A 26,596-nucleotide genomic window follows, 5' to 3' on the forward strand; every position below is an offset into this window, starting at 1 on the left:
AATAGCCCCTTTCTAGGGGCTTTTTTATTGGATGCGTTTTGGCACAATTTGTACTTTCTCTTCATACCGCGCCGACCGATCACGACACAACTCAACGGCTAATTAAATTTGCACAGGCCTGTCTTGACTCTGGTCACTCAATTGCAGCTATCTTTCTTTATCAAGCAGGTGTTTACCACGCAAGTAACCATTTAGAACTTGCCAGTGACGAGCTGCCAATTAATCGTTTGTGGCAGTCGTTGAGTGAGCAAGAGGTCCCCCTACTGCTATGTGTCACTGCTGCTGAAAAGCGTGGCTTAGATATCGATAACACAAGCGTGTTTACCGTCGCTGGGCTTGCAGAATTTGCGATGCTTGTCAGTGAAGCGGATAAATGGGTGCAATTTAAATGAAAAACATTTTAGTGATCAGCCAGCATGGCCCATTTGATGATCAACATATTCGTGAATCACTCGACACCACACTAATTTTTGCTGCTATTGAACAAAACATTAGTTGGCTACTCAGTGGTGAAGCTGTTTTAGCTTTGAAGAAAAACCAGCAGCCAGAGCAACTTGGCATTAAAAACTATTTTAAAACCATTAAAACGCTTGAATTATACGATGTTGAAAATATATATGTATGTGAAAAGTCGTTGATGGATTTTAACCTCACACAAGAAAGCTTAATTATTGATGTTAAAGTAGCTAACTTTGAGCAACAGCGAGACTTAATTAGCCAACAGCATCAAGTGGTGACACTATGAGTACCTTGCATATTTTTTCAAAACCTTTATCGCACTACTGCAATAATATGTTGGCCAATTTAATTTCTTCAGAAGATACAGTGCTACTTGTTAGTGATGCTTGTTATAACAACATGCAGTTTAAACAGTTCTCTTCAGCAATTCATTTCCTTGAAGAAGATGCTGCAGCTCGTGATATTTCATTCAATCAAGGCGATATCGCAATAAACTATACACAGTTTGTAGAAATGACTTTAAACGCAAAAAACACGATTACTTGGTAAACCATGCTTGAATTTAATAACAAACAGATTGAAACAGACAAACAAGGCTATTTACTTGATTCAAATGATTGGTGTGAAGAGCTTGCACCCATTATTGCTGAGCAAGAGAACATTACCTTAAGTGAGCAGCACTGGGAAGTTGTGCATTTTGTGCGTGACTTTTATATAGAATACAACACCAGCCCTGCTATTCGTATGCTGGTCAAAGCAATGGCCCAAAAGCTAGGTGAGGAAAAAGGTAATAGCATGTACTTGTATAAACTATTCCCTAAAGGCCCCGCTAAGCAAGCGACTAAAATTGCAGGTTTACCTAAACCGGCTAGGTGCATTTAATGGTTAACAAAGCCAATAGCAAACCACGTCGCAGTAGCGGTCGTACTTATTCAAGACCTACTCAAAAACGCCAAGTTAAAAAGGCAATTAGTCCAGAGCAGCGCAAAGTGGTGCTATTGAACAAACCATTTGATGTGCTTTGCCAATTTACTGATGATCAAAACCGCAAAACGCTTGCCGATTTTATTACTATTAAAGACGTGTATGCCGCAGGACGCCTAGACAGAGATAGCGAAGGACTGTTGCTCCTTACCAACTGCGGTAAATTACAACACACACTTACTGAACCCAATAAAAAAACAGCTAAAACTTATTGGGTGCAAGTAGAAGGTGATGTGACTGATGAGGCTATCTTTGCACTTAACAAAGGTGTAGAGCTTAAAGATGGCATGACCAAGCCTGCTAAAGTTAGGCGTATTGACGAGCCGTCAATTTGGCCGCGTACCCCGCCCGTTCGCGAGCGTAAAAACATTCCAACCAGCTGGTTAGAAATCTCTATCACTGAGGGGCGTAATCGCCAAGTTCGCCGTATGACAGCCCATGTTGGCTTCCCTACTTTGCGATTAATTCGTTACAGCATTGGTAACTATACCCTTGATGGCTTAGACAGTGGTCAATTTAAAATAGTGAACAACCCAGATGCATAAACCCAATGTCACAGTGGCCGCCATCGTCACATACCAAGAAAAATTTTTACTTGTTAAAGAGCGCGATAAACACACAGGTGAGATTTGCTATAACCAGCCTGCCGGCCATTTGGAAGCCAATGAAACCTTAGCTGAAGCAGCTCATCGTGAACTTATTGAAGAAACAGGGATTAGTCTAAATGCTAGTCACCTTGTTGGTATCTATAATTTACACGCCACGAATGGCATTCACTATATGCGTTTTAGCTTTGCTTTTAATAGCCCAGAGCTGTTTAAACCATCTCCCAAAGATGATGACATTCTCAGCGCAGATTGGTTTAGCCTTGAGCAAATTAAAAGCCTGCCGCTTAGAAGCCCTCTGGTTTTAAAATGCATTGAAGATCATTTAGCTGGTAAAGCCTACCCACTTAGTTTGATTTACCAATAAGCGCTGTGATTTTGGCTGGTTTGGGCGTCTAAAAGCATGCTATAATATCGGCCTTTCCATAGCAGTTAAAAAATGACAGCGAATATTATGAGCGAAAATAGTCACATTAAAGTCATCGTGGGTATGTCCGGCGGTGTTGATTCTTCTGTATCAGCGTATTTATTAAAGCAACAAGGCTATCAAGTTGAAGGCCTGTTCATGAAAAACTGGGAAGAAGACGATAATGATGAATATTGCGCTGCAGCTGAAGACCTAAAAGACGCACAAGCTGTGTGCGACAAGCTAGGTATTGAGCTTCACACTGTAAATTTTGCAGCCGAATACTGGGACAACGTGTTTGAGTACTTTTTAGCAGAGTACAAAGCAGGCCGTACGCCAAACCCAGACATCATGTGTAATAAAGAAATTAAATTCAAAGCATTTCTAGAATTTGCAGCACAAGCACTTGGGGCTGATTACATCGCGACTGGCCACTATGTTCGCCGCGAAAAACGTGGTGATAAATTTGTAATGTGTCGTGGCCTCGATGACAACAAAGATCAAAGCTATTTCTTATACACTTTAAGCCATGAGCATATTGCGCAAACACTTTTCCCTGTTGGCGATATTGCTAAGCCTGAAGTACGCCGCATTGCTGAAGAGCAAGATTTAATTACGCACGATAAAAAAGACAGTACTGGTATTTGTTTTATTGGTGAGCGTAAATTTAAAGACTTCTTACAAAAATTCTTACCAGCACAGCCAGGTAAAATTGAAGATACCGATGGCAACGAAGTGGGTGAGCACGAAGGCTTGATGTACCACACACTTGGTCAACGTAAAGGTCTATTAATTGGCGGCATGAAAGAAGGTTCGGGTGAACCTTGGTATGTAGTTGATAAAGACGTTGAGCGTAACGTATTAGTGGTTGGTCAAGGTAAAGACCACCCTCGCCTGTACAGCAATGGTTTAAATGCAAACCAGCTGCACTGGGTTGACCGCGAAGGTCCGAAAGGGACCACACGCTGCACTGTTAAAACCCGCTATCGCCAAGAAGATATCAGCTGTACTTTACTTGTTGGTGAAGATGGTATGGCGCGCGTACTATTTGATGAGCCACAAAAGGCAGTGACACCGGGCCAATCAGCCGTATTCTACGCTGACGAAGTATGTTTAGGTGGTGGTATTATTGATTCGGTGATCAAATAATGACAGAGCACCAAGTCATGGCTTTAGCTGCCATGTGTCAAGTTGCTAAACAAGTACAAAAAGTTGCGCAATATGGCCAAGGCAGTGATCACGAATTAGAAAAATTACTAAACTGTATTGTTGAAACATCACCAAATAGCCCTGAAGACGTGTATCAGGGTAAGCATAATTTACGTGAAGGCTATCGCATTTTGATTGCACAGCTTTCGGCTGGCGCCGACAAAGACGTCGAAATCGTAAAATATGTGGGTGGTTTAATGCAATTAGAACGTGCATTAAGTTCAAAACAAAACAGTTTAAATGAATTAGGTCGTCGCATTGATGATGTTAAACGTCGCCTCGACCATTTTGCTATCACAGATGATACTGTAGTAGCAGCGCTTGCTGATATTTACTCATCGGTGCTAAGCCCCCTTGGGCATCGTATTCAAGTGTATGGCAAGCCAGAGTTATTAAAACAGCAGCTCACGCAAAACAAAATTCGTGCCCTATTATTGGCCGGAATTCGTAGTGCCGTGTTATGGCGACAAATGGGCGGTAAACGCCGTCACTTTTTCTTTGCAAAAAGAAAAATCCTCGCCATTGCTAAACAATCAATTTAATTATCGTTCAAACTAGACAATTTAGGAGTCATTATGGAGCTTTCAGCGTTAACCGCTATCTCTCCGGTAGATGGTCGCTATGGCAGCAAGACCACGGAACTACGCAGCATTTTCAGCGAATTTGGTTTAATCAAATACCGTGTAACTGTTGAAGTTCGTTGGTTACAAGCTTTATCTGCAGCTAGCGCAATCAAAGAAGTACCGGCTTTTAGCGACGAGGCTAATGCTTTACTTAATGCCATTGTTGATAACTTTAGCGAAGCGGATGCAGCACGCGTTAAAGAGATCGAGCGCACAACTAATCATGACGTAAAAGCAGTTGAATACCTACTTAAAGAAAAAGTAGCTGATAACGCAGAGCTCAACGCAGTTAACGAATTCATTCACTTTGCATGTACTTCAGAAGACATCAATAACCTGTCTCACGGTTTAATGCTTACTGAAGCGCGTGACAAAGTATTACTTCCATACTGTGACCAACTTCTAAATGCATTAAAAGAAAAAGCAGTTGAGTACAAGTCAGTTGCGATGATGACACGTACCCACGGTCAACCAGCTACCCCTTCGACAATGGGTAAAGAGTTTGCAAACGTCTACATGCGCTTAAAGCGTCAACGTGACCAAATTGCTAACGTAGAAATGTTAGGTAAAATCAACGGTGCTGTAGGTAACTACAACGCTCACCTGAGTGCATACCCAGATTACGATTGGCACAACCACGCTGAGCAGTTCGTAACGAGCCTAGGTTTAACATTCAACCCGTTCACAACACAAATCGAGCCACACGATTACATTGCTGAGTTATTCGATGCAGTTGCACGTTTCAACACTGTATTACTTGATTTTGACCGTGACGTTTGGGGCTACATTGCACTAAACCACTTTAAACAAAAAACAATCGCAGGTGAGATTGGTTCATCAACTATGCCTCACAAAGTAAACCCGATTGATTTTGAAAACTCTGAAGGTAACTTAGGTATTGCTAACGCTATCTTTACTCACCTTGCGCAAAAACTACCTGTTTCTCGCTGGCAACGTGACTTAACTGACTCAACAGTGTTACGTAACCTAGGTGTTGGTATGGGCTACACACTTATCGCTTACCAAGCGACATTAAAAGGTGTTAGCAAGCTTGAAGTAAACGAAGAGCGTTTATTAGCAGAACTAGACCAAAACTGGGAATTACTAGCAGAGCCAATCCAAACGGTTATGCGTAAATATGGTATCGAAAAGCCATATGAAAAACTTAAAGACCTTACTCGTGGTAAGCGCGTAAACCAAGAAATCATGGCTGATTTCATCGATGGTCTTGAATTACCTGAAGAAGCAAAAGTAGAAATGAAAAAATTAACTCCGGCTAATTACATTGGTCGTGCTGTTGAGTTCATCGACAACTTAGCTTAAATTCAAATTAAGACTTAAAAAAGCGAAAGGCCTTCCTTTCGCTTTTTTTATATCAATTCGCTTAGGTCATGTTATGTATCAATTAACCATCAATTCATTAACCCAAGAGCAATTTTTAGCTGAGTATTGGCAGAAAAAACCATTACTTATAAAGCAAGGCTTCAAGGATTTTGCTGATCCGATTGAGCCCGAAGAATTGGCCGGTCTAGCCATGGAAGAAAGCATTGAATCACGTATTGTGACCAATCACTCAGATGATTGGCAAGCATACCATGGTCCTTTTGAAGACTTTAGCTTGCTAACTGAAAAGCACTCAACATTACTGGTGCAAGCAGTTGACCATTGGCATAGCGATGCAGCGCAACTATTGGAGCCATTTCGCTTTATTCCCAACTGGCGTATCGATGACTTGATGATCAGCTACTCTACCCCGGGTGGTGGCGTGGGCCCGCATTTAGATCAATACGACGTGTTTATTATTCAAGGTGAAGGTAAACGCCACTGGCGAGTTGGTTTACCTGATGCGAACTTAAAGCAATTTGCACAAAATAAGAGCCTGTTACAAGTTGAGCAATTTCCTGCCGTGATCGACTGTGTGTTAGAGCCGGGAGATATTCTCTATATTCCACCAGGTTGCCCACATGAAGGTTACGCAGTTGAAAATGCACTTAATTACTCTGTGGGTTTTAGAGCGCCAAACCAACGCGATTTATTATCACAATTTGCCGATCACCTCATCGATACTGAGCTTGGTAATCAACGATACGGTGATGCAGAGCTTAAGTTGCGCTCATCTAAAGGTGAGCTTAACCAAACTGAAGCAGAAAAAGTAAAGCAACTTATGATTGCTGCAATTAATGATGACGCAGTATTCAAGACTTGGCTTGGTAACAGTATGAGTCAGCCAAAGCATGACATGGATTTAGCGCCTTTAGAAGAACCATATACTTTAGATGAAGTAAATGACTTACTCAATGATGAAGACGTTGTTTTTGAGCGTTTAGGTGGTACCCGCGCTATCTATCAAGTAATTGACGATAAAATACTTTTAAGTATTAATGGTGTTAATTACATGCATGATTTAACTGACCTTGAATTAATAACAAAGCTCACCGATCAGACATGGGTGACCGCTGCTGACATAAATAGTTCAAAAAATAATCACATTTTCTTGAAAACCTTTACTACACTTTTAAATGAGGGTATTTGGTTTTGTTAGGAGTGTGTTTATGGGCTATCAAATAGATGAAGTTGAATGGAGTATCGACAAGGAACTCTTACAACAAATCCGAGAGCGGGTATTTGTATATGAACTACATATCCCAAGACACATTGAGTTTGACCATCTAGATAAAATAGCACATCACGTGCTCGTTACAGATGAAGGTAAACGCCCAGTTGCTACTGGGCGTTTATGTAATGATGGCCTTATCGGCCGTATTGCAGTTTTACCAGAACACCGTAATCGTTCGGTTTATAAATCATTATTGAATTACTTAGTTAATTTGGCTGAAAAGCAAGGCTGTGATTGTGTCAGCATTAATTGCATATTGAATGAAGTAGATAGATTCAAACAAAATGGTTTTTCGGCTGATGGTTTAGTGTTTATGGAAGCTGGTATTCCAAGGCAACGAATGCTCTGCCCGATTAAGCAATTTGATACGCGGCCATTCACTTTGGTGCATTAAGGTACATGTAAAACAAAAAAGCTGAATAACATTATTCAGCTTTTTTCTTAGAAGGTATGCAGAGTTAGTTATGCTGGCTCGTTTTGCCACATTTCTTCTTTTTCAAATAACTCATATAAGCCATGGGCACGGTTGATTAACAGATTAGCAAAATCAGCTTTGGTTTTATCTACCGCACCTGATTGCATTAGCTGATCAGCCTTCATTTGCCACTGCATTGAGAAATAACGTAATACTTCACGTGCATTGTTTGCTGCACTTGCTTCAGCGTGATCGGTTGGTAAACGACCTGTGATCACCCAATAGCTCTTACCGTTTTGTGCTTTAAATTTCCAAATAGCTACTAATGGCGCAATAAAACGGCTTTCTTTTTCTACAACAGTTTGCGGAATAACGCCTTTTTCAGCTAAATGCTTTTGTGCATTTTCGAAACATTCTCTTTGCCAAATAACACTTTGTTTTTGCGCTTCAGCTTGTTCTTCTGGTGTTAATGGTCTTGCTTGTTTTTGTTCCATGGTGGTTACTCTTTTACAACATTTCTGACACTTTAAGGTTTAAAATGGCGCTGTGCAAGTGTTTACAGGCAATCAAAGAGCATTTAAATTTACTTGCGTACTATTCAATCAACCTAGAAAGAAGAGTTAGGCTCAGTTAAAAATTGCAGTTCTTCAGGAGTTGATTCGCGACCTAAAATCTTATTGCGATGTGGGTAGCGACCAAACTTATCAATAATTATTTTGTGCTTTAGTTCAAATTCATAATTACTCATGCCTTTAAACAATTGCTCAGCCTGCTGGTGAATGATTTTAGATTCACTGTGCATAAACGGCATGTAAATAAACGCAGCTTTAGAGCTAGGTAATTTTTTATCAAAGCCAAGTTCAATTGCTCTTTGCGCTAAGCTTAGTGCTTGTGGATCTTGGCTAAAAGCCTGCGCCGTATTACGATAAATATTGCGTGAAAACTGATCTAACACGATAATTTCAGCTAAAGAGCCTAGGGCATCAACTCGCCAGTCAGCATGCTCGCCTGCGATAACCTGTAAAAGGCATTCTGAAAACTCAACCGTAATCAAGGCATCAACTTCATCAGATTGCTGATACCAAGATTCTGGGCCTAATTCATTAAACCAAAAATCGATAATCCTTTGCTTATTCATAAACACTCCTTAATTACCAAGAACTTTTGCAGGATCGACACGGGTTGCTTGCCAAGCAGGATATAATGTTGCCAAAATAGCGAGGATAAAAGTCACAATCACCGTAATAACGATATCTTGCCAAACTAATTTACTGGGTAAAAACTCAATAAAATAAACCCCTTGTAACGGGTTATCGCCAAATAAATTACTTGCCCAAGTGAACAGTTCACTGATGTTTAACGCAAGCATCACACCGATAATCGTGCCTAGAATTACCCCGATTAAAGCTTGTGTAAAACCTTGCATCACAAAAGTTGCTAAAATGGTGCTATCTTGTGCGCCCATGGTTTTTAAAATTGCGATATTTGCCTGTTTTTCACGTACTTCCATCACTAATGACGAAACAATATTAAAACTCGCTACCGCAATTATTAAAAACACCACGATATACACAATCGTGCGAACCATTTGAATATCTTGATATAAGCTACCCTGGGTTCTAAACCAACTCGAGACATAGACATAATCTGGTATAACTTGCCCCACACGCATCGCCGTTTGATGGGCTGCGAACACATCAGCTACTTGTAATCGTAAACCGGTTACTTGGTTTTCATCGAAACCAAGTACACTTTGCGCTTTATCAAGGCGAATAAAAGCCGCTGTTTCATCAATTGGCCCCCCCATTTTTATAATACCCGCAAGATTCAAGCTAACACGCTTTGGAGCCAATAAAGTGTTACTTTGCTGGTTTATCTGTGGGGTTAATAAGGTAACTGGGTCGCCAATTTTAAGGCCCAATCGGTTGACTATTTGTTGCCCTAAAAGCACATCTTCTTGTTGTAGCTGGCTAACTAAGCGCCCTTCTGTGAATTGGTTTAACGCCGACACTTGGTTTTCAAATTCAGGGCTAACACCACGCACTTCAACTGCTTTTAACTCACTTTTATATTGTGCCATGCCGTTGACACTTATAAACGGCGCAGCACCTGTTACACCGGCTTGAGAGCGTAGTAGAGCAACTTTTGACTGCCAATTATTGATTGGTTTGTTAGGGGCAACATATTCAACCTGAGGTACAACCGATAAAAGCCGATGTACTAGCTGCTGCTCAAAACCATTAATCACTGACAAAGCAACAATTAGCACAGCGACACCTAAAAGTATGCCGATTGTCGATGCTTTAGCGATAAAGCTAACAAAACCGTTTTGTCCGTCTTTTTGGCCACTATGGGCACGAAATCGTTTAGAAATAAAGGCACTAAGCAACATGCTGAGACTCTTTAATAGCAAGCTTACCATCATCTAAATAGGCAATTTTGCCTAGTTTATCTGCAAGTTCTAAATCATGGGTTACCACAACAAAACTGGTTTTTAAGCTAGTATTTAATTCTTTAATCAAATCGTAAATTTTAATAGCGTTTTGTTTATCTAGGTTACCTGTAGGTTCATCGGCTAGCACTAAAGCAGGCTCAGTAACTAATGCACGTGCGATTGCAACCCGCTGCCTCTCACCACCTGATAACGCCGAAGGTTTATGTTCGCTACGATGAGATAACCCAACTTTATCTAGCATGTTACGGGCTTTTTCGGTTGCCGCTTTTGCGCTTAAGCCTTTAATTAATAATGGCATTGCAACATTTTCGATGGCAGTAAATTCCATTAAAAGATGGTGGAATTGATAAATAAAGCCCAAATTTTCATTTCGGAAACTGGCTTGTTGTTTACGGTTTAATTTAGAAACTTGCTGGCCTTTAATTTCAACCTTGCCTGAGCTTTCGTTATCTAAGGTACCCAATATATGCAGTAAAGTACTTTTTCCTGAGCCTGAGCTCCCTACAACGGCTAACATTTCGCCTTGATTAAGTGCTAAATCAACCCCTTTTAATACCGCAACCTCGTTATCGCCATCTTGATAGACTTTATTTAACTGCTGACAATTGATAACTAAATCACTCATAACGTAATACCTCTGCTGGATTCACTTTTGCAGCTTTTCTGGCAGGATACAAGGTAGCTAAAAAGCTCATCGCAATACTCCCTGCGGCAATAAAACTCAAACTCATCACATCAAATTTAACGGGTAAACTCACGCCCGCTAGTAAATTGATGCCTAACATATTCAATAATTCATTAATGTTGCTACTTAATAGCACGCCAAGTAACGCACCAACACTAGTACCGATAAGGCCGTTATATAAGCCTTGAATCATAAACACATGCTGCACTTGTAGTGGAGTTAAACCCAGTGTTTGTAAAATAGCGACTTCACTTTGTTTTTCGCTCACCATCATGGTTAATGCCGACACGATATTAAACACTGCCACGAGCACGATTAAGCCAAGTAACATCGACATAATACGCTTTTCCATTGCCACAGCGGCAAATAGTGTCCCTTGGCTAGCTCGCCAATCAGTCACTTTGTAATCGTTTAAAATAGCTAACTGAGATTGTAATACTTGTTCAACAGCAAATGGTTCATACAGCGATAAACTCAAGTTGGGTGCTGCTGACTTTGCTAGTTTCAAAACTCTGCCTAACGAATAGCCACTGGTAAATGCCAATGACATATCAATTTCTGACTGTGTTTCATAAAGTGCAGCAACGGTAAACAAGCGCTGACTAGGTACTCGACCAAGGGGAGTATATGAACTGGCATTAGGCATGATCACCCGTACTTTATCCCCAAGCGAAATACCCAATTTTCGACTCAAGTAGCGGCTAATCGCAATATGGTAGTTGCTGTCCATTACTTGTGACCAATTGCCGGCAACAATTTTATCTTTTACGTTATAGATGGAGCTTCCTTCATCATAAAGGCCTTGTAACAATACGCCGTGCAAATCTTGGTTAGTTTGTAAAATGGCTTCGCCATGGCGGTATAAGTTAACTTGTTTAACATCTTGAGAATTTGCTAGTTGCTGCTTTAACTGCAGCATGGTTTCTTTCGATTTATCTTCGGCTGATACTTCAATATGAGGAATTAAACCTAGCATGTTGGTTTTAAGGTTATTTTCAAAGCCATTCATTACTGAACTAACTGTAAACAAGGCCATTAAACCAATAGCAATGCCCGCGATAGAGAAAAATGAAATAAATGAGATAAAGGCATTGCCCTTTGAGGAGCGACTATATCTCAGCCCTATAAAAAGGCTAACAGGTTGAAACATAATAAATTATGGGTATTCCAAGGGCTAAATATGCGCTCATGTTAGCATAGATTTAGCTAGCATGGGATGCGCGAAATTGTAAAAAATAATTATAAATCTGATACTTGAACAGTAGCAACCAAATGGTCAAGTAATGCTTTTACATTGGTTGCAATAAACTGCCTTGGTGGATACACCCCCCACACCCCTTCAGGTTCAGGTGCAACATTCGAAAGAACAGCAGTCAACCTGCCATCGGCTAAGTGTTCATGGACATAGTAATCTGGTAATTGCACGATGCCTAACCCTTTGATAGCAGCGTCAACCAATGCCCAACCACTGTTACAGGCTAAACGCCCAGCCACTTTGATGTGCTTATCTTGGCCCTGCTCTTTTACCCGCCAGTAACTGTTATTACCGATAAGGCAATTGTGCTGATGTAATTCACTGACACTGTGTGGTTGGCCGAATTTATTGATATATTCAGGGCTACAACAAATAACAAGCCTGCGCTGACTGATGCGCCGTGCTTTTAAAGATGAATCTTTTAAATGACCAAGGCGAATAGCCAGATCATACCCATCTTCTAATAGATTAACTTGCTCATTACTTAAATGGCTGATCACTTCAATATCTGGGTGCTTTTGCATAAACGAATGTACCGCAGGCATGATAAAACTTTCACCGTACATCACAGGAGCTGTTAGTTTTATACTGCCTTTGGGTGTCAATTGCTGCTCTGCAAGTAATGCCGTAGCATCATCCATGGCATGTTGTAATTGTTTTGTTTGATGCGCAAATACCTGCCCCTCTTGCGTTAGCACCACTTTACGAGTGGTTCGGGTTAGCAATTGGGTGTTCAATCGCTCTTCTAATTGGCTCACATAGCGGCTTACATGAGCCACTGACATACCCAATAGCTTACTTGCTTTTGTAAAACTGCCTGTTTCTGCTACCGCTAAAAACTCATCAATTCCGTGCCAACGATTCATTATTACCATACTGTAAAAGTGTTTTAATAAAACGAAGATTATCATTCATTGAGAAACAAATAAAATAGACTAAGTTTAATACTTACTTCCAACAACTATAAGGGAACGTTATGACTGATTTTATCAAATCAAAAGCGGCTATCGCTTGGGGTCCAAATCAACCACTATCAATTGAAGAAGTGGATGTAATGATGCCTAAAAAAGGCGAAGTGCTGGTAAAGATTGTTGCTACAGGTGTTTGTCATACCGATGCATTTACTTTATCTGGTGAAGACCCTGAAGGTATTTTCCCAGCAATCCTTGGCCATGAAGGTGGCGGTATCGTTGAAGCCATCGGTGAAGGCGTAACACATGTTGAAGTAGGCGATCATGTTATTCCACTTTACACTGCTGAATGTGGTGAGTGTAAAATGTGTAAATCGGGCAAAACAAACTTATGCTCCGCGGTACGTGAAACGCAAGGTAAAGGGTTAATGCCTGACGGAACAACGCGTTTCTATAAAGATGGTCAACCAATTTATCACTACATGGGTTGCTCTACCTTCTCTGAGTACACTGTATTACCTGAAATTTCACTTGCTAAGGTAAGCAAAGAAGCGCCGCTTGAAGAAATTTGTTTACTTGGTTGTGGTGTAACAACCGGTATGGGTGCTGTTACTAAAACAGCAAAAGTTCAAAAAGGCGATACCGTCGCTATTTTTGGTCTAGGCGGTATCGGTTTATCGGCGATTATCGGTGCGAAAATGGCGGGCGCAAGCCGTATTATTGGTGTTGATATCAATACCAGTAAGTTCGATCTTGCTACTAAACTAGGTGCAACTGATTTAGTCAATCCAAATGACTTCGACAAACCAATCCAAGAAGTTATCGTTGAAATGACTGATGGCGGTGTTGATTTCTCCTTTGAATGTATCGGTAATGTTAATGTAATGCGCTCAGCTCTTGAGTGTTGTCACAAAGGTTGGGGTGAATCGGTAATCATAGGTGTTGCAGGTGCAGGCCAAGAGATCTCAACACGACCATTCCAATTAGTAACAGGTCGTGTATGGCGCGGTAGTGCATTTGGTGGCGTTAAAGGTCGCTCAGAACTACCTGAAATTGTTGAGCGTTATATGAACGGTGAGTTTGCTTTAAATGATTTCATCACACACACCATGAAACTTGAAGATATCAATGAAGCTTTCGACTTAATGCACGAAGGTAAGAGCATCCGCTCAGTTATTCATTATTAATCTTTTATTTGGCGCTAGGTTGATACCTAGCGCTTTTGTTTCAAGGATATGGTTATGCTAGAAAACATAAGCTCAACAAAAGTCAGCGGTGGCTGGCATAAACAATATACCCACCAAGCGAGCAGCACGCATTGTGCTATGCGCTTTGCGATTTTTTTACCGCCCGGTGCCAGCGAAACGAATAAAGTACCGGTGATGTATTGGTTGTCAGGCTTAACTTGTACTGATGAAAATTTTATGCAAAAAGCCGGAGCATTTAAAAAAGCGGCTGAACTAGGTATTGCGATTGTCGCTCCAGATACTAGCCCGCGCGGTGAAAATGTGCCTGACGATGACAATTACGATTTTGGTCAAGGTGCTGGTTTTTATGTCAATGCGACTCAAGTGCCTTACAATGTGCACTACAACATGTACGACTATGTTGTTTCTGAGTTACCTGCACTTATCGAAGCGCACTTCCCTGTGACGACTAAAAAAGCCATTGCTGGTCATTCTATGGGTGGTCACGGCGCATTGATGATTGCACTTAAAAACCCTAAACAATACGTCAGCGCCAGTGCTTTTAGCCCGATTGTGAACCCGATTAATTGCCCTTGGGGTGAAAAAGCGTTCAGTAATTACCTAGGTAGTGATAAAGCAAGTTGGCTTGAATACGACAGCTGTGAATTAATGAAAAATGCCGTCACTGATGATTATTTACCCATGCGTATTGATCAAGGTGAGGCCGATAACTTCTTAACTGAGCAACTCAAAACGGAGAACTTATTTGCTGTCGTGAACGAAAAAGATTACCCAGCCGAAATTAACATGCACGCGGGTTATGATCATAGTTACTTTTTTATAAGCAGCTTTATTGATGAACACCTAATGTTTCATCAAAAGTATCTGTGATTAATACTTAATTTTTAGTGTGAGGGCTTAGCTTCCTCACACTCTTTAATACTGCGAGTGATTTGCCTGCAAACTAATTGCGGTTGTTCTTCATTTGGTTTGAGTAAACCAATAACAGCGCTATCAATTTCGAAGCCTAACTTTGCGAATGAAAAGCCGTCGGCATCGGTTACAGTACTGTTAGTTTGATTTGCATTTGTAGTTGCAAGATTTGTTGGTTGTGAGTTTTTTGCATAGCCATCGACTATTGACCCCGCCACTGTACACCCCACTAATTGGTAGCTAATTAAGCAAATAACAAGTTTTGAAAAGTTAATCTTCATTAAAACTATCCATTAATGTAGGTCTTTTTTTTGGCTCAGCTTTGACCTCAACACATTCCTTTACTGTGCGACTTATTTGGCGGCATTTAAGCTCAACGTCTTTGTCTTTACTACCGCTCTCCAAGCCTTCAATAATCGCTTTGTCGATTTCATAACCTAGCATCGTCATGGTCATACCATAGTTCACTCGGTCATTATCTTTTTTATCTGCATTGGCACTGGCAGGCTGTGCTTGGCTAGCACGCCCACCAATACCATCAGCAACTAGGCCAATTGCAGTACAGCCACTGAGCAAACTAACAGAAAGTAATAGATACAGAGATTTAAGCATTGGTCCTCCAATACACTTAAGCTTATTTTATAAGCATAATAACAAACGCGTAGTTTAACTGTAAAAAACTGTAGATTAATCACAAATATCGCGAATAAACTCTTTTAAAAACCCAACCAACTGCAATAGAAATATTAATAAGAAAGGTAAAGCGCCTAAAATTGCAACGCTACGATTTAACGGCTCATCTTGTAACATTAATAATGCAAAGCTGCATAGGAATAATGCTAAACACCATGCATAGAGGGTTACGCGGTTATTTTGCTCAGAGCTAACCAGTTCTCTTATGACTAATATTGCAGAGTCAGCGGATGTGGCAACAAATATCAACAGTAATAATAAGCTGGCCCAAATAAACACGGTTCCTTGCCAGTCTAGTTGATTAAAAAATACAAATAAGCCTTGGCTGTAATCTTGTTTTATTGCGACTAAAATGCCCGCTTGGTTAAGTCTATCCCATTCAATTGCTGCCCCCGAAAAGGTCGCAAACCAAATTATAGTGACTAAAGTTGGAATACACACAACCGCCAAAATAAATTGCCAAACCTTGCGCCCCTGACTAATTTTGGCTAGGAACACACCAACAAATGGCCCCCACGCTAACCACCAAAAGTAATAATTATATGTCCAATGAGTGGCCCAGTCAGGCGTTTTTAACTGGCTATCAAATTGCCAAGTGCCGGTTGCAAGTAACTGTAAATAGTAGCCAGTTCCATCAAATGCAATCTTTATAATAGGCTCAATTGGCACCACTATTAGCAACGAAACAAGCAGACTAAATGCTAGGAGTACGTTAAATATACTCAGTGACTGTACACCGCGACGTAATCCAAATTTAACCGACAGCGAATAAATAACGGCTAACAAACAAACGATTAATGAACCTACTAATAAAGTTGAAGTAACCCCCAACTCAATTTCTACGCCTTTACTAATCAATAAAGTTGAATTAGCTATGGTGCCGACGACCCCAAAAAAAATAGCAATTATCGCAATGAGTTTCACAACAAACGACACAGTAAATTTTGCAGATTTATCTATCTGATTACCAAGCGCCGTTAAAACAGGGGCACAAATATCACCTGACTTACCACTGTATTGCGTTAATCCACCAAGCACTAAGGCAAACACCGCATAAAGCGCCCAAGCATGAGCGCCCCAATTAACCAAGGTTAAAGCAAGGCTACTGGCCAGTCTATCTGGGTATAAGCTTTGTTTAAGTGGAGGGTCGAGAGAATGTAATGCAGGCTCTGCTACGCCCCAAAAAACCAAGCCAGAGCCCATTCCTGCTGCAAACAACATGGCAAACCAACCAAAGTTTGAATACTCAACAACAGCGTGTTCGCCACCTACTTTACGGCTACCGAGTGGGCTAATGGCTAAAATAATGATGGCAAACAATAAAAAATTCACCAATAAGAAAAAACTACTACCAGTCCATTTTAAAATCATTTGTACAAACGGCTGAACTTGCTCAGTGATAACATCAGGCAAAATCACAGCAATCAGTGCACCAAACATACACAGTGCAAGCGCGGTTTTTTCAAGAGAGGAGATGGAATGTTTCAATGTGAAGCCTATTTTGTCAGCGTGTTTAGCATACTGTTAGCATGGCTGAAATTCAAACAGCCAAAAGGCTGAAAAAATGACATAGCACTGCGTAAAAATCGCAAATTATAGCAAGGCATGCTTTTAAAAACCCGGCTACATGTCCCTAGTTTCCTCATTTTATTCAATTTGTTGATCGGGTATTGAAATTGCAAAGCTATCATAATCTAGATAGCAAGGAACAAAGCATGGACTTTAATATTGATTGGCATGAAATTCTCGACAACCTAATTCATTTAGGAGTTGCCTACTTACTAGCCCTTCCTATGGCATTTGATCGAGAAAAAACCAGTAATGGTGCAGGTCTTCGAACATTTCCATTAGTCGCTGTTGCATCTTGTGGTTATGCATTAGTGGGTATGTCTGTTTTAACAAGTTCAGAGGCAGAATCAAAAGTACTCGAAGGGATCATCACGGGTATTGGTTTTATTGGCGGTGGTGCCATTTTGAAGAACAAGAATTCAACGTATGGAACAGCCACAGCAGCCAGTATTTGGAACATGGGACTCATCGGCATTGCTGTGGCATTTAGTCGCTACGAAATCGCTTTTTTAATGGCGTTGATTAATTTCGTAACGCTAAGGTATGTTAAGCGCTTAAAGTAAACGATTAACTCGCGTCATATTTAGAGTTAACGATGGCATAGCCAGTTTGTTTCACTTTAATCTCAGCAGGGTTTGCAGATTTAACTAATAAACCGCACCGTCTGCTTTGCTCATCAATAACGTAGTTAACCGATTCACTCGCTTCAAGGTCAACGACTTGATCAGCACAGCGGATCTGTAATTTAGTGACATCGCTCGCGCCCTCTATTTTGATAGAACCACGAGATAAAGATAAATAAGACAGCTTATCTTTTGAAACATTGATTTGTGAGTTAATCTGCGGTGTGCGCGCCAATAAGTCATCAATTTGCTTGATGGTGGCAAGTTTGTTTTCTTCTGAAAACTCTTTTCCTTCGATATTATCTAACGCATAAATAGCATTGTAAGCAAGATTAAAATCGCCCTTAAAGCTGTACCATTGTAGCGCACTTTTAGCGACTAAATATTGTATATCCGTTGGCAACTTAGCTCGCAGTAAATAGGCTACAGACAACTGCTCATCAAAGCCAAACCATTGTTGTTGATGATAATAATATTGGCTTTTCAACCAAGCAAACAATGCCTGCTCAGAGGTGTTTTTAGTATGGTCTTTGTATAACTCAGCCAATGCTTGCTCAACTTTATTAAACTCTTTTGCTTGTAGCATTTTATTGATTTCATCGTATTCATTAATGAAGCCACGGCTCGCTTTATCATTTGAGTAACCATTAAAATACTTACCTACTTCAAATGAAAATAGGTAACCCCCTTCTACGGTTTTACCTTCTTTTGTAGCGGGTGCAAACTCTAAGTTGGTTAAGTATTTTTCTGCATTTTCTTCACTACCCCGAGTATCAGATGCCATAATTACTTCAATGTCTTTTGCCTTACCTTGTGTATCAACCACATAAGACATTAATGCCCAGCCTTCTAGACGAGAGCCGTTATAACTACCTGGGTAACGTTTGTTTGAATTTTTAACAATATAGGCAGAGGTAGCAGCTTGAACATCAACACCTAAGTCGTTGACGTCTCGTGCTAAAGCCTGTGTTGGTAATGCGATAAGTGAACAAAGTGCTGCGAGTTTAGTGAATTTAATCATGGCAATGGCTCCAATTCCCTTTGATAGGAACATTTATAGCACTAAAAAAGGCGCTTTAAAAGCGCCTTGCTGTCAAGAATGTGCTTAAACATGCCTTGATCTTAAAACATATCCTGGTAAGGGTTTGGTTTTGATAATAAAACTTTTTTATCAAAACCAGGGATTGTCATTGAATCTTCACTAATCTCAATGTCACTTTCATCAATTAAGCCATCACCAAAACGATAAATTAGCTCATATTGACCTAAATCTGCCTGTTGCTGATAGTCAGTTTGTGCTTGGAATACCTGAGTATGACGGTCTTGATATTGCGCCATAACCTCATCACCATGACGCTTTGCAAGCATCTTTAATGTAATTGCAGGTGATAACACAGTCGCTGTAGCATTGTTACCGCCAAACCCTTTTGAATTTATAAAGGCAATATCCATGGCATCACATTGATAATGTTCAGTGCGAATATCTAAATGCTCGCTATAAACATCATCTGCCACTTTATCAATTGTGGTTATACCCGGCATAATATTGTGACTAAACACACCTAATGCCATAGCTAATTGGTCACCACTGGCAGGAGCTATAGTATGGCCAACATACGCTTTAGGTGCAGCAACCTTCCAATTATCAATTGCAAAAGTCTCTGCCACTTTATGATAGATCAGTGATTCTGTTACGCGGTTTTGTGGTGTACTTGAGCCGTGAGCTAAAATGAAACTACGCTTTTGTACTGCTTCTTGACCAACAATACTGCTCGCTAGTGCAACAGATTTGGCCATCGTAATGTAGTTACCAGGGCCCGGTGCTGTAATTGATTTTTTAATGCCATCGGCATTTACAAACACATCTGCAACACTGCCTAAGACATCTGCACCTAACTCTAATGCCAATGCATCATCCATTAATATAGCAACTTGTGCGCCTTCACCAATTGTAAAACCACAGTTTTCACCAAATGGACGACTGGTACGACGGTGATCAACCACATCTGTATTATCAAGACGCTTAAGGCCCTCTTCATTAGCAAGTGCGCTCATATTGCCAAAACCTTCAACGATTTCAGGTGTAATAGCACACTCAACAGACGCCACAATAGCTACACGCGTACGTCCTGCTTGAATATCGTTTACTGCTGCACGTAGGTTATATAAAAACGTGGCACATGCCCCTGATGTAGTAAAAGTTGTGCCCACATTGCCAGTTACATAAGCATTGATAAAGTCAGTCGACATGGTGTTTAAGCCAAGTGCAAGCTGTTTTGTACTCACACGGTCGCCCTGCTGACGCGCACGAATAAGTCCACCAAATCCTTCATCATCAACTTGACCAGCCACAGAAGCTGAGTAAGTGCCAATTTGATCAGGCTCAACGCTATTCATTACCTGCTGCCACGCCAGACCTGTCGAACGAATTGCATCGGTTGCGGCAAAGATAGTCGCTTGCAAGCCTCTTGGTTGATAACGGCTGTTATACATAGCCGAAGGTTCAAAACCTGTTGGTAATTGACCGGCCGCTTTAATTGGATTATCGCGCGTACTGTCATGCTTAATAGCAAGATCAGCACTAATTGTAACTTTCACTTTTTTATCAGTTAATTCTTCAACCTGCCAAGCACTTGGTACCGGCGTTGGTAAATCACGGCGGCGCGTTTCAAAAACAATCTGCTGTTCATCAGACGCTGTTAACGTCATTTTTTGCTGCCATGGCGTTGCATCAACATCGAAGTGATTTTTTTCAATTTTACGAATAAGTGTACCAGCTAAAATTTGTTCACCGAACTTAGCTTCGATGTCTGATTCGGCAATGGTATTGCCGTCAGCATCTTTTAGTAAACCTTCAGTAAGGGTGACTAAGTTCATTAATGTCGCTAAGCCTAAGAATGTCTCCTGACGGGCTTTAGCGTCCAAGCTGTCTAACACGATACGACGATAACCTTGATGAAAAGAAGTGCGGCCAGCGGCATTAATACCACCCATACCGACAATAACGGGTAATGCTGTCATAAAAAACCTTGAGAAAACGTGTTATGAGAATTAAGCCAAGTTTAAATGGATTAATTAACACGCTTTATGCTTAAATAGCCAAATAACCTGCATAACAGGCCAAAAATAACTGGTCGGAGCAATTAGAGTGACGAAACTTCAACAAGTAAAAGCTATTGAAATTAGTATTTTGGTTTATCCCCATTTATTAATAACCAGTTTAACCCTGCCTATCGAAATGCTCAGAGCTGGCGAGGCCTTTGCTAAAAGCCATCGTCAGCAAAACGAATTTAAACCCTTAAACATCAATTTAGTTGCAAGTAGTCTAGAAGCGATCCCCAATCGTACTGGGCTTTCAATTATGCCCGATTGTGAAACCGTCACAGCGCCTGTAAGTGACTTAATTATCGTTCCTGGGATTTGGCGAAACCCGCGTCCAGTAGTAAGCAAACAAAAGAGTTTGGTGAACTGGCTTGGTGATTCTTGGCAGCAAGGCAGCCATATCATTGGTGTTGGCACAGGTAATTGTTTAGTTGCCGAAGCGGGATTACTAGATGGCCACCCTGCTACCACTCACTGGCACTACGCAGAACAATTTAAACGTGACTACCCTAAAGTACAGCTTAAGCCTGACTTTTTCATCACACAATCTGAGCGCATGTACACCGTTGCGAGTTTAAATGCCCTTGCCGATGTTATTGTGCATATTATTAGTCAATATTACGGCCGAGAAGCGGCGCAACATGTTGAGCGTAATTTCTCCCATGAAATTCGTAAACCTTACGAAGATCAGCGCTACCTTGAAGGTGCCGTTGATAAACACCCAGATGAGCTCATTGCACAAATTCAATTTTGGCTGAAAAACAATTTAACCTCAGAATTAACCCTGCAAGAAATTGCAGCGCAATTTAGTTTAAGCTACCGCACCTTTACGCGCCGATTTCGTCAAGCCACCAGCCAAACTCCTGTTGAGTATTGGCAACAGCTTAGAGTACAAACTGCAAAAGAGTTATTAGCGTCTTCAAATTTATCTATTCAAGAAGTTGCCCTGGAAGTAGGTTATAACGACCAAGGTCACTTAACACGAGTTTTTAAGAAAGTGCTTTCGCAAACACCCAGTGAATATCGCACAGTTGTTAGACGAAAACTATTTGGCTAAAACTAAAGTATCTAAATATATTTCAGGCTAAGTCAGATTAATCATATTTAAGTTGCTGAATTCAAGATTATTACTATCCTTTGACTTGTTGTATTAGTAATTGAGTAAATTTGATAAATGTATCAGCCAAATTATGATGAGTTAGTACAAAGTTGGAATAAAACGCTCGCTGTTTTAGCCCTGATTGCTGAAGTGCCCGTCGCATTAGTAATGAAAATAGAAAACAATATTATTAGTGTGTTTTCAAAAAACGATAACCAAGCAAATCCTTATGAAATTGGTGACAGCGAAGAGTTAGAAGATTCAGGCCTCTATTGCGAGCATGTCGTAAAAACGCAGAACTTACTGAATATTCCAAACGCACTTATTGATGATGATTGGAAAGAAAACCCTGATATCAAGTTGAATATGATTTCTTATTTGGGTTTACCAATCTGTGCTGGAGATACTACCCCATTTGGTACTATTTGTATCCTTGATAGTAAACCCCATGAATATAATGAGCCAATAATAAAGCTACTCGAAACCATTAAACAAAGCTTCGAGACGCAACTAAAATTATTACATCAGCAAAAACAAGCGTTTGAGCAGCAACAGTTTACTGAGCTCGCGACTTTAATTCGAGGCATTGCTCATGAGATTAATACTCCTTTAGGTAACTGTATTACAACCGTTGATGTAACCAAACTTGCCTTAAATGACACTAAATCCCTACTAGTAAAAAAACAATTAAGCCAACAAGCACTACAAAACACATTAGATACATTAGAGAACACTAATGAACTGCTAGATAGAAATTTAACCGCATGTGCACATAAAATACGAATTTTACAAGATTTGCTGTATACCAAATCACAATCTAGTAAAACTGTCATTACCTTAGCTCAGCTTTCAGAATCACTTCAAGAACACTTAAAAGAGCAAATAAAATATCGTGCAATTAAATTAGACATTAATTATCAAAACCCACATAGCCAATTTGAAGTTGAAATAGAGCTACTCAAGCAAGTACTCATTATTTTGCTACAAAACTCAATGGAGCATGCGTTCAACAATATTGCAGACCCTGCTATAGAAATTAATATTTTTAATTTTGATGAGGTGTTAAAAATTCACTATAAAGATAACGGCAACGGTATCAGCAGCAATGAACTAAGCTCAATTTTCACCCCTTTTTTTAAAGGTAGCAGCAATCAATCAGGTATAGGGCTAGGCCTGAGTATTGCGAAGAAAATAGTTAGCCAACAACTGCAAGGCGATATTTGTGTACAAGAAAGTGATGCAGGCGCCCATTTTTTAATTAGTTTGCCTAAGTAAGTTGATAAGTTTAAATGTCTTTCGTAAATAAAATCTTACTAGTTTGTAGGCTGCCTCTGTCTTCATAACCTACAATTGAATAGCCATTTTTGATAAGCAGACTCAGCATTGCAGGAAAACGGTTCATCGACTTAACCTTAATGGTTCGGTAATTGTTGGCTTTAACCCATGCTTCTTGCGCGTTTAATAAAGCCTGTGCAATGCCCTGCCCTCTACATTTTGGTGCAACCGCACCAAGCCAGCTATAGAAAGTGTTTGAATCTAACGCATAACCCAGTTTGTAGGCCACAGGCTCATTATCGATATAAGCCACTAAAGCTAGGTGGTCAACATCTGCACACTGTGCTTGTAATTTACTGAGGGTATTTCGGCCATCAAACTCTGGTATTTGACTACCTATAAACAACAAATCTTCTAATCTAGCTGGCTTTATTACGTAAAGAGGCTCCATGAATAACTCTAATCTGATATCTTATGTCACTTTTCTTTTCGATAATACAACTTTGAGTAGCGTTTTACACGGGCATGCACACCACGACCTAGGCTCTTAAATTTAGCTTCAAGAACATCTACGCCATATAAAATCCCCACCACTAGCACTGATAGCTTTATCGCAGCGAGTAAGTTGTCAGTGGCAATGACAACACCAATTGATGCTAATACCCAAATCGTTGCAGCGGATGTTACACCAACAACCGCACCATCTTTTGCAAGCATCACCCCGGCACCCAAAAAGCCGATACCAGTAATGATCTGGCCAACGACACGTGAATGATCAATATCTTCACCATGTAACATAAACGCTGTTGATAGAAACAAATAAGTACCCAACACAATGAGCGCTGAAGTACGAATGCCCACAGGTTTGCCGCGTAATTGACGCTCCATACCAATAATTGCGCCGCAAAATGCGGCGCTACCTATTGCTGACCACGAATAAGGAGCAATATCAAATAAACTACTTAGTGTCACTGCACTTCCAAATCAAAATTATAAATAAAAGGCCATCGCAGTACTGAGACGCGATGAACCAAAACTAGCCATTTTAGTAAAATCGGCTTTAGCTATTGGCACATGCTGACAATCAATCGCCAATTGCTTTTCGTTCTCACAAAACGGGTCATGCACGTACAAGCAATGCTCATCAATATGGGTTACACACACCCAATGCGGTGACTTTTTACCATCAAATCGATAAGTGCTGATCAATAACACCACCGCTTTACCCTCAGCAAGCCAATCTTCAATGGAGGCCAAGGTTAACTCTTGATACCTCACTGGCAGCTTTGCAGCTATTGCTTCGGCTACAAATTGATTGTGTACGGTATGCAAAATGGCTTTTTTCTTTTCGCTTCTGACACCATCAATAAACAAGGTATCACGGGTATTTAAAACTACATCAGCTTTAAAACCACGTTTCATTGCAGCAAGTGCTAACCCTAGAGGGTGGCAACCACCATGCCCTGAAGTCATGAAGATAGTCGTGGCTTCACGCCAGATATCCAGCTCTTTTAGTTGGCTCATTGCGGTATCATTCAATGATGACATTGCCATTAATAACGCCGCAGGACCACAGGTAAACTCGGTAGTTTGCTGATACCAAGGCGTGTGTTTATCGGCATTAAATTCGATATTACGACGAATGTTTTTTTGCATTCGATGAGCATCACTATGGTCATCATAATAATCACTGTAATGACCAAACACCTGATAACCCAGTTTTTCATATAAACGAATTGCTGATTGGTTGTTTACCGCAACTTCTAAGCGCATGTATAAACGGCCCCGTTTAGCCGTTTCACTTTCAAGCGCAAGCAGTAACTGCGCAGCAATACCTTTACCTTGCTGAGATTGCAAAACCGCCAGTGAATATAACCGAGCAAGGCGTGTCCCTTTGTGACACCACACTAAGCCATATCCAACTAGTTGATTATCTACCTCGGCCACCATCAGTAAGCCGTGAGTTGCGCTGATCCAGCGTTTTAAACTACGGCTACTTAATCTATCTTGGCTAAAGCTTTGCTCTTCAATGGCAACAAGAGCCGTCAAATCCGTGGCCTGTGCAAAGCGGATTTGACAAACAGATGCGTTCATTAACCGCGGCCTCGTGCTTCTAGGCGTTGTTTAAACTCATCCATAATGATCATATAAAGCTCATCACCTAAATAGGCATCTTCGACTTTATGGTCGATACTTGGGTTGTCATTCACTTCTAACACGTATGCTTTACCTTGATGCTCTTTAACATCAACACCATACAAACCTTTACCTACCGTTTTACAGGCTTTTAATGCTGCATCGAGGACCACTTTAGGTAGCTCAAAGGTAGGCAAGGTTTCAAAACCACCTGAGAAGAATCGTTTTGCATCATGGTTGTAAATTTGCCAGTGATTACGCGCCATTAAATAACGACATGCATAAATTGCACGACCATTTAACACCCCGACACGCCAGTCATATTCGGTATACATGTACTCTTGCGCAAGCACAAGTGCACTGAACTCAAACAGCTCTGTTAACTTAGCAACTAACTCATCACGATTAGCGACTTTAAATACGCCTTTCGAAAAAGAGCCTTCTGGCATTTTTAATACCAGCGGATAGCTAAAGTTTGCTTCTAAATTGTCAATTGTCTCTTCACTTGTATCAGCAACAACATGCGTTTTTAAACTCGGCACTTTTTGATAATTAAAGGCATCGTGCAAAAACACTTTATTACAACAGCGTAGTATTGACTCAGCATCATCAATGACCACTAACCCTAAGCTTTGTGCTTTACTTGCTAAGCGATAAGTTGGATGGTCGATAGCCGTTGTTTGACGAATAAATAACGCATCAAATTGTGCAATATTGGTTATTTCATCAAATGTCAGTGCTTGAGCATAAATACCATGTTTAGCGGCTGCTTTGATGAATTTAGCAATGGCATCTTTATCACTTGGCGGCACTTTTTCTTGGTGATCAACCAAAATAGCCATATCCCAACGGTAACGACGTTTTTTATCGTGAATACGCCATACTGACTCTGTAAAACTACTGAGCTGTTTTACAAATTCTGTAAAGGCTGTGTCATCTAATGATGCAATCGTGCCTTGCTTAACAACTCCTTGCTCATCACACACTAAAATAGGTGCGGGATATTGTGAGAATAGTGCTTTGGTTGCTTTACTATGCTGCTCTTGATCTGTATGGCCAAAAAATACAGTGCCACCAGCAAGTTCTTTATGACGCGAGCTGTGCTCATCGCTACGTAGCGCATTAATTGTTTTTACACTCGGTAATACCTGATGCTTTCTCGCTTCAGCAAGCAAAGAACAATAATAACCTTTACTTAAATACTGCCCTGTATCACACAAGTTTAAAATGCGCGTTTTTGGCTCATTATGTTTTGGATAATCACGTAAGTAGGTGTCAAAGGTAATGACATTTTCGAAATTTTGAGCAATACGTTGCTCATTGTTATCAACCACTATCAAGGTTTTAAACACGAC

31 protein-coding genes are annotated in these 26,596 nt (G+C 40.5%); 16 read left to right on the top strand and 15 right to left on the bottom strand.

Annotation, left to right across the window (positions count from 1 at the left end; genetic code table 11):
• Window positions 1-38 precede the first annotated feature (38 nt).
• The 11 genes from tusD (at window position 39) to L1266_RS02000 (ending at window position 7,297) form a co-directional block, all read left to right on the top strand.
• Entirely contained in the window at window positions 39-392 is a 354-nt protein-coding gene (tusD, locus tag L1266_RS01950; protein ID WP_187489259.1) for a sulfurtransferase complex subunit TusD, read from the top strand.
• Entirely contained in the window at window positions 389-745 is a 357-nt protein-coding gene (tusC, locus tag L1266_RS01955) for a sulfurtransferase complex subunit TusC (RefSeq protein WP_235376706.1), read from the top strand. Before tusD ends, tusC begins: the two co-directional genes overlap by 4 nt.
• The gene (locus tag L1266_RS01960) at window positions 742-1,008 is read left to right on the top strand and encodes a DsrH/TusB family sulfur relay protein (protein ID WP_235376707.1); all 267 of its coding nucleotides are present in this window, start codon (window positions 742-744) and stop codon (window positions 1,006-1,008) included. The genes tusC and L1266_RS01960 overlap by 4 nt, the downstream gene beginning before the upstream one ends.
• Window positions 1,009-1,011: 3 nt before the next feature.
• A complete protein-coding gene (locus L1266_RS01965) occupies window positions 1,012-1,341 on the top strand; it encodes a TusE/DsrC/DsvC family sulfur relay protein (RefSeq protein WP_138600632.1) in 330 nt (109 codons plus the stop codon).
• Window positions 1,341-1,988: an rRNA large subunit pseudouridine synthase E gene (locus L1266_RS01970; protein WP_235376708.1), complete on the top strand. Its 648-nt coding sequence runs from the start codon at window positions 1,341-1,343 to the stop codon at window positions 1,986-1,988. Before L1266_RS01965 ends, L1266_RS01970 begins: the two co-directional genes overlap by 1 nt.
• Window positions 1,981-2,415, top strand: a complete 435-nt coding sequence (locus L1266_RS01975) for an NUDIX hydrolase (protein WP_235376709.1) — start codon at window positions 1,981-1,983, stop codon at window positions 2,413-2,415. Before L1266_RS01970 ends, L1266_RS01975 begins: the two co-directional genes overlap by 8 nt.
• Before the next feature lie 87 nt (window positions 2,416-2,502).
• Complete coding sequence (gene mnmA / locus L1266_RS01980) at window positions 2,503-3,603, top strand: tRNA 2-thiouridine(34) synthase MnmA (protein ID WP_119852693.1); 1,101 nt, start codon at window positions 2,503-2,505, stop codon at window positions 3,601-3,603.
• Window positions 3,603-4,205, top strand: coding sequence for a high frequency lysogenization protein HflD (gene hflD / locus L1266_RS01985; RefSeq protein ID WP_054561602.1), 603 nt, complete (start codon window positions 3,603-3,605; stop codon window positions 4,203-4,205). Before mnmA ends, hflD begins: the two co-directional genes overlap by 1 nt.
• A gap of 33 nt (window positions 4,206-4,238) precedes the next feature.
• Window positions 4,239-5,609, top strand: a complete 1,371-nt coding sequence (gene purB, locus L1266_RS01990; RefSeq protein WP_166340281.1) for an adenylosuccinate lyase — start codon at window positions 4,239-4,241, stop codon at window positions 5,607-5,609.
• A gap of 73 nt (window positions 5,610-5,682) precedes the next feature.
• A complete protein-coding gene (locus L1266_RS01995; protein WP_235376710.1) occupies window positions 5,683-6,828 on the top strand; it encodes a cupin domain-containing protein in 1,146 nt (381 codons plus the stop codon).
• 10 nt (window positions 6,829-6,838) lie between these two features.
• Window positions 6,839-7,297 (top strand): GNAT family N-acetyltransferase, encoded by a 459-nt coding sequence (locus L1266_RS02000; RefSeq protein WP_138615853.1) that lies wholly within the window; start codon window positions 6,839-6,841, stop codon window positions 7,295-7,297.
• Window positions 7,298-7,365: 68 nt separating this feature from the next.
• On the opposite strand, the gene L1266_RS02005 is transcribed toward L1266_RS02000, so the two are convergent.
• The 6 genes from L1266_RS02005 to L1266_RS02030 all read right to left on the bottom strand — a co-directional run bounded on the left by L1266_RS02005 (window position 7,366) and on the right by L1266_RS02030 (window position 12,579).
• Window positions 7,366-7,812 carry a DUF4826 family protein gene (locus L1266_RS02005; protein WP_054551411.1) on the bottom strand — a complete coding sequence of 149 codons (447 nt, stop codon included), beginning with the start codon at window positions 7,810-7,812 and terminating at the stop codon, window positions 7,366-7,368.
• Between the two features lie 113 nt (window positions 7,813-7,925).
• Complete coding sequence (locus L1266_RS02010; RefSeq protein ID WP_235376711.1) at window positions 7,926-8,456, bottom strand: DUF924 family protein; 531 nt, start codon at window positions 8,454-8,456, stop codon at window positions 7,926-7,928.
• Window positions 8,457-8,465: 9 nt separating this feature from the next.
• Window positions 8,466-9,710: a lipoprotein-releasing ABC transporter permease subunit gene (locus L1266_RS02015; RefSeq protein WP_235376712.1), complete on the bottom strand. Its 1,245-nt coding sequence runs from the start codon at window positions 9,708-9,710 to the stop codon at window positions 8,466-8,468.
• Window positions 9,700-10,398: a lipoprotein-releasing ABC transporter ATP-binding protein LolD gene (gene lolD / locus L1266_RS02020; protein WP_054561609.1), complete on the bottom strand. Its 699-nt coding sequence runs from the start codon at window positions 10,396-10,398 to the stop codon at window positions 9,700-9,702. Before lolD ends, L1266_RS02015 begins: the two co-directional genes overlap by 11 nt.
• A complete protein-coding gene (locus L1266_RS02025) occupies window positions 10,391-11,608 on the bottom strand; it encodes a lipoprotein-releasing ABC transporter permease subunit (RefSeq protein ID WP_235376714.1) in 1,218 nt (405 codons plus the stop codon). Before L1266_RS02025 ends, lolD begins: the two co-directional genes overlap by 8 nt.
• A gap of 89 nt (window positions 11,609-11,697) precedes the next feature.
• Window positions 11,698-12,579 (bottom strand): LysR family transcriptional regulator, encoded by an 882-nt coding sequence (locus L1266_RS02030; RefSeq protein WP_235376716.1) that lies wholly within the window; start codon window positions 12,577-12,579, stop codon window positions 11,698-11,700.
• Between the two features lie 110 nt (window positions 12,580-12,689).
• Here L1266_RS02030 and L1266_RS02035 point away from each other — a divergent pair, with 110 nt between their 5' ends.
• Both L1266_RS02035 and fghA read left to right on the top strand, forming a co-directional pair.
• A complete protein-coding gene (locus L1266_RS02035) occupies window positions 12,690-13,811 on the top strand; it encodes an S-(hydroxymethyl)glutathione dehydrogenase/class III alcohol dehydrogenase (protein ID WP_054551417.1) in 1,122 nt (373 codons plus the stop codon).
• Window positions 13,812-13,865: 54 nt separating this feature from the next.
• Window positions 13,866-14,702, top strand: a complete 837-nt coding sequence (gene fghA, locus L1266_RS02040) for an S-formylglutathione hydrolase (protein ID WP_235376717.1) — start codon at window positions 13,866-13,868, stop codon at window positions 14,700-14,702.
• 14 nt (window positions 14,703-14,716) lie between these two features.
• Here fghA and L1266_RS02045 read toward each other — a convergent pair whose 3' ends face one another.
• The 3 genes from L1266_RS02045 to L1266_RS02055 all read right to left on the bottom strand — a co-directional run bounded on the left by L1266_RS02045 (window position 14,717) and on the right by L1266_RS02055 (window position 16,925).
• On the bottom strand, window positions 14,717-15,025 hold the full coding sequence (locus L1266_RS02045; protein WP_235376718.1) for a hypothetical protein: 309 nt from the start codon (window positions 15,023-15,025) through the stop codon (window positions 14,717-14,719).
• Window positions 15,015-15,356 carry a hypothetical protein gene (locus tag L1266_RS02050; protein WP_235376719.1) on the bottom strand — a complete coding sequence of 114 codons (342 nt, stop codon included), beginning with the start codon at window positions 15,354-15,356 and terminating at the stop codon, window positions 15,015-15,017. The genes L1266_RS02045 and L1266_RS02050 overlap by 11 nt, the downstream gene beginning before the upstream one ends.
• A gap of 75 nt (window positions 15,357-15,431) precedes the next feature.
• Window positions 15,432-16,925, bottom strand: a complete 1,494-nt coding sequence (locus L1266_RS02055) for a BCCT family transporter (RefSeq protein ID WP_235376720.1) — start codon at window positions 16,923-16,925, stop codon at window positions 15,432-15,434.
• Between the two features lie 227 nt (window positions 16,926-17,152).
• Between L1266_RS02055 and L1266_RS02060 the strand changes: the two genes are divergently transcribed.
• A complete protein-coding gene (locus L1266_RS02060) occupies window positions 17,153-17,569 on the top strand; it encodes an MgtC/SapB family protein (RefSeq protein WP_054551420.1) in 417 nt (138 codons plus the stop codon).
• Between the two features lie 4 nt (window positions 17,570-17,573).
• Here the strand turns inward: L1266_RS02060 and L1266_RS02065 are convergent, their stop codons facing one another.
• Together L1266_RS02065 and L1266_RS02070 are read right to left on the bottom strand one after the other, a co-directional pair.
• The gene (locus L1266_RS02065) at window positions 17,574-18,650 is read right to left on the bottom strand and encodes an energy transducer TonB (RefSeq protein WP_235376722.1); all 1,077 of its coding nucleotides are present in this window, start codon (window positions 18,648-18,650) and stop codon (window positions 17,574-17,576) included.
• A gap of 101 nt (window positions 18,651-18,751) precedes the next feature.
• Window positions 18,752-20,650 (bottom strand): beta-ketoacyl synthase, encoded by a 1,899-nt coding sequence (locus L1266_RS02070; protein ID WP_199529695.1) that lies wholly within the window; start codon window positions 20,648-20,650, stop codon window positions 18,752-18,754.
• 127 nt (window positions 20,651-20,777) lie between these two features.
• Between L1266_RS02070 and L1266_RS02075 the strand changes: the two genes are divergently transcribed.
• Window positions 20,778-21,788 (top strand): GlxA family transcriptional regulator, encoded by a 1,011-nt coding sequence (locus tag L1266_RS02075; RefSeq protein WP_138615863.1) that lies wholly within the window; start codon window positions 20,778-20,780, stop codon window positions 21,786-21,788.
• Window positions 21,789-21,905: 117 nt separating this feature from the next.
• A complete protein-coding gene (locus L1266_RS02080) occupies window positions 21,906-23,105 on the top strand; it encodes a GAF domain-containing sensor histidine kinase (protein ID WP_235376723.1) in 1,200 nt (399 codons plus the stop codon).
• A gap of 10 nt (window positions 23,106-23,115) precedes the next feature.
• Here L1266_RS02080 and L1266_RS02085 read toward each other — a convergent pair whose 3' ends face one another.
• The 4 genes from L1266_RS02085 to L1266_RS02100 are packed head-to-tail and all read right to left on the bottom strand — an operon-like array spanning window position 23,116 to window position 26,593.
• Entirely contained in the window at window positions 23,116-23,556 is a 441-nt protein-coding gene (locus tag L1266_RS02085) for a GNAT family N-acetyltransferase (protein WP_235376724.1), read from the bottom strand.
• Between the two features lie 26 nt (window positions 23,557-23,582).
• On the bottom strand, window positions 23,583-24,077 hold the full coding sequence (locus L1266_RS02090; RefSeq protein ID WP_054551426.1) for an MgtC/SapB family protein: 495 nt from the start codon (window positions 24,075-24,077) through the stop codon (window positions 23,583-23,585).
• 18 nt (window positions 24,078-24,095) lie between these two features.
• The gene (locus L1266_RS02095) at window positions 24,096-25,199 is read right to left on the bottom strand and encodes a GNAT family N-acetyltransferase/peptidase C39 family protein (protein WP_054551427.1); all 1,104 of its coding nucleotides are present in this window, start codon (window positions 25,197-25,199) and stop codon (window positions 24,096-24,098) included.
• Window positions 25,199-26,593 carry a RimK family protein gene (locus tag L1266_RS02100; protein ID WP_199529697.1) on the bottom strand — a complete coding sequence of 465 codons (1,395 nt, stop codon included), beginning with the start codon at window positions 26,591-26,593 and terminating at the stop codon, window positions 25,199-25,201. Before L1266_RS02100 ends, L1266_RS02095 begins: the two co-directional genes overlap by 1 nt.
• Window positions 26,594-26,596 lie beyond the last annotated feature (3 nt).

The organism is Pseudoalteromonas sp. Cn5-37 (assembly GCF_021532495.1).
Classification (GTDB): domain Bacteria; phylum Pseudomonadota; class Gammaproteobacteria; order Enterobacterales; family Alteromonadaceae; genus Pseudoalteromonas; species Pseudoalteromonas simplex.

Excerpts from the sequence above, each read along its gene's own strand:
- tusC (WP_235376706.1), top strand. The coding sequence starts at position 389 with ATGAAAAACATTTTAGTGATCAGCCAGCATGGCCCATTTGATGATCAA.
- L1266_RS01960 (WP_235376707.1), top strand. The coding sequence starts at position 742 with ATGAGTACCTTGCATATTTTTTCAAAACCTTTATCGCACTACTGCAAT.
- L1266_RS01965 (WP_138600632.1), top strand. The coding sequence starts at position 1,012 with ATGCTTGAATTTAATAACAAACAGATTGAAACAGACAAACAAGGCTAT.
- L1266_RS01970 (WP_235376708.1), top strand. The coding sequence starts at position 1,341 with ATGGTTAACAAAGCCAATAGCAAACCACGTCGCAGTAGCGGTCGTACT.
- L1266_RS01975 (WP_235376709.1), top strand. The coding sequence starts at position 1,981 with ATGCATAAACCCAATGTCACAGTGGCCGCCATCGTCACATACCAAGAA.
- mnmA (WP_119852693.1), top strand. The coding sequence starts at position 2,503 with ATGAGCGAAAATAGTCACATTAAAGTCATCGTGGGTATGTCCGGCGGT.
- hflD (WP_054561602.1), top strand. The coding sequence starts at position 3,603 with ATGACAGAGCACCAAGTCATGGCTTTAGCTGCCATGTGTCAAGTTGCT.
- purB (WP_166340281.1), top strand. The coding sequence starts at position 4,239 with ATGGAGCTTTCAGCGTTAACCGCTATCTCTCCGGTAGATGGTCGCTAT.
- L1266_RS01995 (WP_235376710.1), top strand. The coding sequence starts at position 5,683 with ATGTATCAATTAACCATCAATTCATTAACCCAAGAGCAATTTTTAGCT.
- L1266_RS02000 (WP_138615853.1), top strand. The coding sequence starts at position 6,839 with ATGGGCTATCAAATAGATGAAGTTGAATGGAGTATCGACAAGGAACTC.
- L1266_RS02005 (WP_054551411.1), bottom strand. The coding sequence starts at position 7,812 with ATGGAACAAAAACAAGCAAGACCATTAACACCAGAAGAACAAGCTGAA.
- L1266_RS02010 (WP_235376711.1), bottom strand. The coding sequence starts at position 8,456 with ATGAATAAGCAAAGGATTATCGATTTTTGGTTTAATGAATTAGGCCCA.
- L1266_RS02015 (WP_235376712.1), bottom strand. The coding sequence starts at position 9,710 with ATGTTGCTTAGTGCCTTTATTTCTAAACGATTTCGTGCCCATAGTGGC.
- lolD (WP_054561609.1), bottom strand. The coding sequence starts at position 10,398 with ATGAGTGATTTAGTTATCAATTGTCAGCAGTTAAATAAAGTCTATCAA.
- L1266_RS02025 (WP_235376714.1), bottom strand. The coding sequence starts at position 11,608 with ATGTTTCAACCTGTTAGCCTTTTTATAGGGCTGAGATATAGTCGCTCC.
- L1266_RS02030 (WP_235376716.1), bottom strand. The coding sequence starts at position 12,579 with ATGAATCGTTGGCACGGAATTGATGAGTTTTTAGCGGTAGCAGAAACA.
- L1266_RS02035 (WP_054551417.1), top strand. The coding sequence starts at position 12,690 with ATGACTGATTTTATCAAATCAAAAGCGGCTATCGCTTGGGGTCCAAAT.
- fghA (WP_235376717.1), top strand. The coding sequence starts at position 13,866 with ATGCTAGAAAACATAAGCTCAACAAAAGTCAGCGGTGGCTGGCATAAA.
- L1266_RS02045 (WP_235376718.1), bottom strand. The coding sequence starts at position 15,025 with ATGAAGATTAACTTTTCAAAACTTGTTATTTGCTTAATTAGCTACCAA.
- L1266_RS02050 (WP_235376719.1), bottom strand. The coding sequence starts at position 15,356 with ATGCTTAAATCTCTGTATCTATTACTTTCTGTTAGTTTGCTCAGTGGC.
- L1266_RS02060 (WP_054551420.1), top strand. The coding sequence starts at position 17,153 with ATGGACTTTAATATTGATTGGCATGAAATTCTCGACAACCTAATTCAT.
- L1266_RS02065 (WP_235376722.1), bottom strand. The coding sequence starts at position 18,650 with ATGATTAAATTCACTAAACTCGCAGCACTTTGTTCACTTATCGCATTA.
- L1266_RS02070 (WP_199529695.1), bottom strand. The coding sequence starts at position 20,650 with ATGACAGCATTACCCGTTATTGTCGGTATGGGTGGTATTAATGCCGCT.
- L1266_RS02080 (WP_235376723.1), top strand. The coding sequence starts at position 21,906 with ATGTATCAGCCAAATTATGATGAGTTAGTACAAAGTTGGAATAAAACG.
- L1266_RS02085 (WP_235376724.1), bottom strand. The coding sequence starts at position 23,556 with ATGGAGCCTCTTTACGTAATAAAGCCAGCTAGATTAGAAGATTTGTTG.
- L1266_RS02095 (WP_054551427.1), bottom strand. The coding sequence starts at position 25,199 with ATGAACGCATCTGTTTGTCAAATCCGCTTTGCACAGGCCACGGATTTG.